Source organism: Streptomyces sp. NPDC042002, from assembly GCF_055588305.1.
Genome location: NZ_JBVJCT010000062.1, coordinates 21,833 through 29,595, shown reverse-complemented (window position 1 = coordinate 29,595; position 7,763 = coordinate 21,833). Strand labels below are relative to the sequence as shown.

Annotated in this window: 5 protein-coding genes and 2 pseudogenes; 4 read left to right on the top strand and 3 right to left on the bottom strand. The window is 69.2% G+C overall.

From position 1 onward, the window contains the following. Window positions 1–454 (bottom strand): annotated as a pseudogene (locus tag ACZ6KY_RS40820) (IS5 family transposase); the annotation flags it as partial. Next, a complete protein-coding gene (locus tag ACZ6KY_RS40815; RefSeq protein ID WP_469315313.1) occupies window positions 339–1,313 on the bottom strand; it encodes a hypothetical protein in 975 nt (324 codons plus the stop codon). The pseudogene ACZ6KY_RS40820 and the gene ACZ6KY_RS40815, both read right to left, overlap by 116 nt. Window positions 1,314–1,509: 196 nt before the next feature. Between ACZ6KY_RS40815 and ACZ6KY_RS40810 the strand changes: the two genes are divergently transcribed. The 3 genes from ACZ6KY_RS40810 (at window position 1,510) to ACZ6KY_RS40800 (ending at window position 4,457) form a co-directional block, all read left to right on the top strand. Continuing rightward, on the top strand, window positions 1,510–2,670 hold the full coding sequence (locus ACZ6KY_RS40810) for a beta propeller repeat protein (protein WP_469315312.1): 1,161 nt from the start codon (window positions 1,510–1,512) through the stop codon (window positions 2,668–2,670). A 106-nt stretch (window positions 2,671–2,776) separates the two neighbouring features. Further along, a complete protein-coding gene (locus tag ACZ6KY_RS40805; RefSeq protein ID WP_469315311.1) occupies window positions 2,777–4,135 on the top strand; it encodes an SMI1/KNR4 family protein in 1,359 nt (452 codons plus the stop codon). A gap of 49 nt (window positions 4,136–4,184) precedes the next feature. Continuing rightward, on the top strand, window positions 4,185–4,457 hold the full coding sequence (locus tag ACZ6KY_RS40800; RefSeq protein ID WP_067370829.1) for a glutaredoxin domain-containing protein: 273 nt from the start codon (window positions 4,185–4,187) through the stop codon (window positions 4,455–4,457). 639 nt (window positions 4,458–5,096) lie between these two features. On the opposite strand, the gene ACZ6KY_RS40795 is transcribed toward ACZ6KY_RS40800, so the two are convergent. Beyond that, window positions 5,097–6,782, bottom strand: a complete 1,686-nt coding sequence (locus ACZ6KY_RS40795) for a ribonuclease J (RefSeq protein WP_469315310.1) — start codon at window positions 6,780–6,782, stop codon at window positions 5,097–5,099. 268 nt (window positions 6,783–7,050) lie between these two features. On the opposite strand from ACZ6KY_RS40795, the pseudogene ACZ6KY_RS40790 reads away from it, so the two are divergent. After that, a pseudogene (locus tag ACZ6KY_RS40790) lies at window positions 7,051–7,641 on the top strand (transposase); the annotation flags it as partial. Window positions 7,642–7,763: the final 122 nt, after the last annotated feature.

Genomic DNA, 7,763 nt, shown 5'->3' with positions numbered 1-7,763 from the left:
GCGGAGATGCCGACGAGAAGGGGCAGTCCGTTCGCGTCCGACAGGATGTGCATCTTGGAACCCGGTTTGCCTCGGTCCACGGGGCTCGGACCTGTAAGTTCGTCCCTTTTTTAGCGCGTACGTGAGCGGAGTCGAGGACGACGCGGGAGACGTCGATCAGGCCGGCGTCGTCGAGTTGATGAAGGATCGCTTCATGGAGGCGGCCCCAGACACCGGCTCTGGACCAGATCAGGAACCGGCGGTGGGCCGTCGACTTCGATATCCCGAAGCACGGCGGCAGGGCCCGCCAGGAACACCCGCTCACCAGCACGTAGATGATGGCCGCGAATAGCGTCTCATCAGGCGTGTTCTGGGTTCCGCCGCCCTGCGGCCGCACCCGGTCCTCCGGAATCAGCGGCCTGGCGATCTCCCACAGCCCGTCCGGAACAATCCAACTCCACGTACCCCGCCCCATAACCAAGTCCAACGACCCAGCCCCACATAGGACACCGTCTAAGCAGCACTGCCCGGCCTGCCTCCAGCAGGCGCAGGGCCCGCATCGCCCGCTCGGGCTCGGGGACGCCGGGGACGGCGAGGGCGAGGGCGGCGGCGTCATGGGGCAGGCTGGTGAGACCGCGCAGTGCCTGCTGCCGGTCGGCACGGCCGAGCCGGCGGGGCGCCACCTGCGGCAGCAGCCGGACAGCTGTCTCCATCAGGTCGGCGGCACGGCCGGGTGCGGTGTCGGCGAGCAGTCCGGCAGCGGCGTGCGCGGTCTGAAGGCGCACCCACGGCGGTGCCATGTGGGTTTCGGTGACGCGGATGTAGGTGGTGACGGTTCGCGGCAGCGGCTGCGAGGACGCCTGCGCGAGGCAACAGCGGAGTTCCTTCAGGGTGCGCTTGGTGTCCATGGCGCTCGGGGTCCACACCCGGTCGGAGGTCTTGTCGGCGAAGGTGTCCAAGAGCAGGGCATCGGCGGGACGCAGTCCATCGAGGGCGACGATGCCGAAATTCGGCAGGCCCTTGATGCCGGGGCAGTCTGTGTCGACGGGGTCTGGCGTGGCGAAGTAGGCGGGGGCGCGGCCGGTGGCGTACGCGCCGAGTGGGTTCAAGCACAGGGCGAGCGGACCGTCATAGCGGGAGAGTTGGTCGAGGTCGTCGCCGCCCCAGTTGTCGCGGTAGTCCTCGCGGGCGCCGACGGGCGGAACGTACTCGATGCCGATGAGGCCGAGGGTGGCAGCGTATTCGAACAGGACGGCGAGCGTGTAGCGGGCCTGGAGCAGGGGCCAGTCGTGGAATCCGTCGTAGCCGAGGCTGTCGTATGCAGCGTCCACCATGGCAGCGCCCGGCATTCACGTGTTCGAGTTCAGTAGCGTGGAGGGATGAGGACACGTGGGGGGAGGCTCGCCGCCGTCGCGAGCCTGGCAGCCAGTGCGGCCCTGGTACTGGGCGGCTGCGGCAGGATCAACGCAGGACACCGGCACGGGGGACACGAGCGCGGCAGAGCTCGGGTTCAAGGAGTATGCGGGCGCGGTGGACTACCCGTCGGTGACCGGCCCGCACAATAAGGGGTACGTGGCGCCCCACGAGGGTCTGCGCCAGCTGGTGCCGCTGGGTGACTGCGCCCTGGGCGAGGGGACGTTCGCCAACGGGTACCGCTATGTGAACGTCAACTGGACTGGTTCCGACGGCTGTACGAAGCTCTCGATCACCCCGAAGCCGGGCGCCGACGACGAAACCGACGTGCCGTACTCCATGCGCAGCAGCTGGCCCGGTGGCGGCCTGCCGGGCGACGTGGTGGTGCCGTGGGACGACGGTTCGCCGATCGGTGTCGGCGCCACGTTGACCCGCCGGGCACCGAACGGCGAGCAGTTCCGGCTCGCCACGCTGCCACTGACGTTCAACCCCCCCCGCCCCGTGCAGGAGACCGCGGACGACGCCTCGGTGAACACCGCGGTCAAAGCCGGCTCGCTCCTGCTGATCGGCGGCGGCCAGACGGTCGACCGGGTGGAGTCTCCGTACGTGTTCGCGTCCGACGACGCGGGCAAGACCGTGCGTCGCGTGCCGCTGCCGCCGATCGACGGTCGGCAACCGTCCACACCCGTGGGCGACTTCGGCGTCAACGGCAAGGAGGTCGTCGCCTTCGGCGCGGCAGCGACCAACGCCTTCGACTTCCACTCCTCGGGCACGATCCCGTTCTGGCGCAGCGCGGACGGCGGCGCGCACTGGACGTCCCGCGAAATCACCGGGACGCCACCGGGCACACAGGTGCACAACATCCTGTACGCGTCGGGCCACTGGTTCGCCGTGGGTGGCTATGCCAGGGCCGGCGCCTTCTACGACTCCCTCCCGCTGGTTCTCACCAGCAAGGACGGCACCCACTGGACCCGGACGGACACTTCGGCAATGGGCACCGGCGAGATCACTGCCGCGACCGTCGGCTCCGCGGGCCACCCGGTCCTGGTCGGCTCGGCCCCCCGGCCCAAGTCCAAGCCGAACACCCGCACAGTGCTGTGCAGTTCCGTCTGGGTCGGCAACGGGACGACCACGGGCTGGAAACGCGGCGGCCTCGGCTGCAGCGAGGACCCCCCGAGAACGGCGGTCGCCCTCGCGGACGGGCGCGTGCTGATCGCGGGCAACCGGGACCTCTGGCTCTCTCGAAGCCCGGGGCCGGGGCGCGGTCACGGGTCTTGATCTCTTCCCGCGGAAGGCGGGCGTAGCCGAGTCTGGCCGCAACCCGTTGTCGTACCCCTGTGGTGAGGTGAAGTCGGACGACGGAGAGCGAGAGGCGGAGGGGACGATGGGTGAGCGTACGACGTGGCGGCCGTTTCTGGAGCAGTGGAGCGCGGAGTGGATCGCGGGGCACGACCCGGACAAGGACGCACCGCTCGCGCAGGAGGTCGTGCGGGACGCCTGGCTCGGGTTCTCGCCGGCCAGTGAGGCCGAGGTCGCTGCGGCCGAGGCCCGGCTGGGGCGCCGGCTGCCGCCTTCGCTGCGGGAGTTCCTGCTGGTCACCAATGGGTGGCGGGACGCGGGCAACTTCATCTACCGGCTGGCGGGCGCCGCGGAGCTGAAATGGCTGCGGGACACCGGCGACCGCACCTGGATCGAGGTCTGGGAAGACCTCGCGGAGGACGATGTCGAAGAGGACGAGGACGGTGAGGAGGCGTTCGGCGTTCAGGAGGCGAAGGTCCTAGCGCGCTGCCTGCGCCTGTCCCTTGAGGGTGACGCGGCGGTCATGCTGCTCGACCCCGACGACGTGGACGTAGACGGCGAGTGGGCGGCGTACTGGCTCGCCTCCTGGTCCGGCGAGGGACCGGAGCGGTACGGCTCCTTCCACGGCCTCATGCGCCGACGGTGGGTGTCCTTCCACGCCCTGCGCAAGCCGCCGGGCGCCACCCGGGACCACTGGGACGCGGAGGTCGAGCGGGCCCGATGCGAGGCGCTGGCCGGGGCGGTCGACGGACCGCTGTCGGTGTTCGCCCAGGCGCACGAGTACGGGCGGGAGCGAGCAGACGTGCTGAGCATGCAGATGAAGGCGATGCTCGGCGACTGGCGCGGCCACATCGCGAGCCTGATGTGGTACCGCCCGGGGAACGACGACCTCCTGCTCAGCCCGCTCTTCGCCGCGGAACTCCTGCCGCTCCTGGTCCGGCAGGACCAGCTCGCGCACCCCCACGACCTGCGGCCCCTGCCGCGGCTCAAGGAGCACGCGCCCGCACCTGTGCGGGCGCTCGTCGCCGACTACGAAGCCCGGGCGGCCGAGCCGGGCTTCCGGCTCACCTTCGGCGGACCCGAGTTCGACGCGGCCGTGCACGCCGTCGCCGACCGCCTCGTCGGGCAGCCGGCCTTTCAGGCTCCCGGCGAGCCGCCGATCCGTACGGGGCCGATCGTCGTCACCCTGTACGCGGGCGGCGGCCCGCAGCCCGAACCCGACCCAATGTCCGACCCCGCCAAGGTCCGCACGGCCCGCGCGGGCCTGTGTGACGAAGCCTGGCCCGAACTCCGTGCAGCGCTACGCCTGTGGCACCCGGTGTGCGAGGACCATATTGCCCCGATATCCCTGTTCGCCGACCCGGTCCTGGCCCAGCTGATCACCCCGGACCGCGGCCTCGAGATCCTGGCCACGCCCCGAGGTGCGGGCCCCGGTGTCCCGTAGGCTGGAAGTTCCGGCCGCCAGGGACAGCAACACCGTACGGGGGAAGTGCATGACCGAGGAAAGCGACGGCGTCGTGATGTACTGGCGGCCCGGCTGCGTGTTCTGCATGAACCTGCGGTTGAGCCTGCTCTTCACGCGCCTGCGTTACACCAAGCGGAACATCTGGCGGGACAAGGACGCAGCGGCGTTCGTCCGCTCCGTCGCGGACGGAAACGAGACGGTGCCCACCGTCACCGTCGCCGGGCACGCCATGGTCAACCCGTCGAAGCGACAACTGCTGGATGCGGTCCGCGAGTACGCGCCGCACCTACTCTCGTCCTGACCTGGCGCTGAGAGCAGAGGGCCGGGGCCGACGGCCTGTGGTCGGCCTGGTCGCGGTCGAGGGCCGTCTGACGCCACTCCAACGCGAGCCCGCTCTGTTTCGCCTCGCACAGCACCTGGACCATGCCGTCGTGGAACCCGGAACACGACGGTCGAGCGGGAGGGAAGCCATTTCCAGCCGCAACACCACCTCCGCGGTATCGGCCTGCGCCGCGTGCCCCGTCGTGCAGAGGCAGTCGATCACGCAGACCTGCCACTACAGGGACGGCGACGGCGTCATAAATAGCTCGACTGACTTCCTACCGGGTCCGAACCCTCGTGGGTCCCCTCCACCTGCGCCAGATGGACAGCGGACTGGAATGCCACGGCGCGAGGACACTTCCGGACACACCGGCTCCGGCCTGCCGAGCCGCCGGTCGACTGACCGGCTGCATGACCCGCTTCCGCCGCAGCCGGAAAGGTAGCGGCTCCTCGGTGTCGATAAACGATGTCTGACCTGCTGGTTCTCGCAGGGTGGGCTTCGGCGACATCTTCCCGATGACTCATCATGTGGAGTGTGTTGCCACCCCGGCCTCCCGAGACGGCTGCTGACTCCCGTGCCCGACCTCGATACCCCCGGAACCGGGGACCGTGCTGTGGCTCAGGCGTCGATGATGACGGGGATGATGAGGGGCTTGCGGCGGTGGGTGCGGAACGCCCAGTTCGCCACGGCGCGGGCGATGAGCTGTTCGAGTTGGTGCGCGTCCCCGATGCCTTCGGCGGCGGCGGTGGCAAGGGTTTTCTCGATGACGGGGATGACCGGCTCGAAGGTGGTGTCGTCATGGGCGAAGCCGCGGGCCAGGAAGTCGGGGGCTTCGGCGAGGGCGCCGGTGTCGGCGTCGACGATCGCCACCACCGTGACTACACCCTCTTCCCCAAGCGTGCGGCGGTCCTTGAGGGAGGCTTCGGTGACGCCGCCGACCTCCATCCCGTCCACGTAGACGTAGCCTGCGGGGACCTTCCCGGTGATGGACGCGCGGCCGTCGACGAGGTCTACGACGACGCCGTCCTCGGCGATGACGACCCGGTCCGGGTCGACACCGGTACGGATGGCGAGGTCGCCGTTGGCCTGCAGGTGGCGCCATTCGCCGTGCACGGGCATGACATTGCGGGGTTTGACGATGTTGTAGCAGTAGACGAGTTCGCCGGCGCTGGCGTGCCCGGAGACGTGGACCTTGGCGTTGCCCTTGTGGACCACGTGGGCGCCCCACCGGGTGAGCCCGTTGATGACGCGGTAGATGGCGCTCTCGTTGCCGGGGATGAGGGAGCTGGCGAGCAGGACGGTGTCGCCCTTGCCGATACGGATCTGGTGGTCGCGGTTGGCCATCCGTGACAGCGCGGCCATCGGTTCGCCCTGGGAGCCGGTGCACACCAGAGTGATCTTGTGGTCCGGGAGCTTCTCCAGCTCCTTCGTGCTCACGACCAGACCGGAGGGGACCTTCAGATAGCCCAGGTCACGGGCGATTCCCATGTTGCGGACCATCGACCGGCCGACGAAGGCGACCTTACGGCCGTGCTGGTGGGCGGCGTCCAGGACCTGCTGGATGCGGTGCACATGGCTGGCGAAGCTGGAGACAATGACCCGGCGCGGCGCGGTGCGCAGCACCTGCTCGATCGCCGGGTTCAGCTCACGCTCGGAGGTGGTGAAGCCGGGTACTTCGGCGTTGGTGGAGTCGGTGAGGAACAGGTCCACGCCCTCCTCGCCGAGGCGGGCGAAGGCACGCAGATCGGTGATGCGGTCGTCGAGAGGGAACTGGTCCATCTTGAAGTCGCCGGTGTGCAGCACCATCCCGGCGCCGGTGCGGATCGCGACCGCGAGGCCGTCCGGGATGGAGTGGTTGACCGCCACGAACTCGCAGTCGAAGGGCCCGAAGCCGCGCCGGTCGCCCTCCCGCACCCGCACCGTGCGCGGCCGGATGCCGTGTTCCTTGAGCTTGGCCTCCAGGAACGCAAGGGTCAGCTTGGAGGCGACGACGGGAATGTCGGACCGCTCGCGCAGCAGGTACGGCACGCCGCCGATGTGGTCCTCGTGGCCGTGGGTGAGTACTACGGCCACGATGTCGTCCAGGCGGTCCCGGATCGAGGTGAAGTCCGGCAGGATGACGTCCACGCCGGGCTGGGTCTCCTCGGGGAACAGCACGCCGCAGTCGACGATGAGCAGTTTGCCCGCGTGCTCGAAGACGGTCATGTTGCGGCCGATCTCACCCAGGCCGCCCAAGGCGATGACCCGCAGCCCTCCTTCGGGAAGGGGTGGGGCGGCTTTCAGGTCGGGATGCGGGTGACTCATACCCTGACGGTACCCGGAGAGCGGGACGGCGTGATCCATTGCCTGTGTGATCTCTTCTTTCCGCCGGAGCGGGGCACCCGCACCGGGTGCGCCGGGGCGAGCAGGTTGTAGCGGGGGCGCGGGCACGGCTGTGCCGCGTGTCGACGGCCCCTTGGCCACGGGGCCCTCTGCCACGACCGTCCAGTCGGCGGGCTATCGGACGTCTGAGAGGTTCGAGACGTCCGAGTCCGAGAGCCGCATGGAGTCAGCGCCTGCAACAGGGCTCCCGGAACGTGAAGGTGTCTTCGACCAGCTCAACAGTCTTCTGCGCCGCCGAGTCCGCAGGCAGGAAGGCCGCGAGGAAGAAACCGCCTGCGTCATCGACTCGCAGAGCATCAAGACCTCCACCAATGTCCCCGCGCACGGGCAGGGCATCGACGCGGGCAAGAAGATCGTCGGGAGGAAGCGGAGCATCGTCATCGGCACCGTCGGACTCCTCCTAGGAGTCCTGGGCACAGCCGCGAGCGTGCAGGACTCCATCGCCGGCCAGGCCCTCATCGAAAAGGTCGCCGCCGAGCATCCCGCCATCCGCGAGACCTGGGTCGACGGCGGTTACCGCCAGCACCTCGTCGAACACGCCGCCACTCTCGGCATCGACATGCACATCGTCCGCCGCGACCCCGCCACCAGGGGTTTCACCGTCCTACCCCGCCGCTGGACGGTCGGACGCACCCTGGGCTGGCTGATGAACCACCGCCGACTGGCACGTGACTACGAGGCCAAGCCGCATCGCTCCGAAGCCATGGTCCACCTCGCGATGATCAACCTCATGACACGACGCCTGACCGCGGAATCCACCCCGAGCCGGCGCGGCACCTGAACCAACCCCAACCAGGCGATCCGGGATGAAACAATAGGAGAAAGCGCCCTCTCAACTTCCTTTCACCTGCCGAGTTCGAACGGCAGTACCAGCAAGAACGTGGACTTGCCCTCGCGGCATTG

What these genes read in the sequence shown, in the direction of transcription:
- ACZ6KY_RS40815 (WP_469315313.1), bottom strand. Translation starts at nt 1,313, where the DNA reads ATGGTGGACGCTGCATACGACAGCCTCGGCTACGACGGATTCCACGAC.
- ACZ6KY_RS40805 (WP_469315311.1), top strand. Translation starts at nt 2,777, where the DNA reads ATGGGTGAGCGTACGACGTGGCGGCCGTTTCTGGAGCAGTGGAGCGCG.
- ACZ6KY_RS40800 (WP_067370829.1), top strand. Translation starts at nt 4,185, where the DNA reads ATGACCGAGGAAAGCGACGGCGTCGTGATGTACTGGCGGCCCGGCTGC.
- ACZ6KY_RS40795 (WP_469315310.1), bottom strand. Translation starts at nt 6,782, where the DNA reads ATGAGTCACCCGCATCCCGACCTGAAAGCCGCCCCACCCCTTCCCGAA.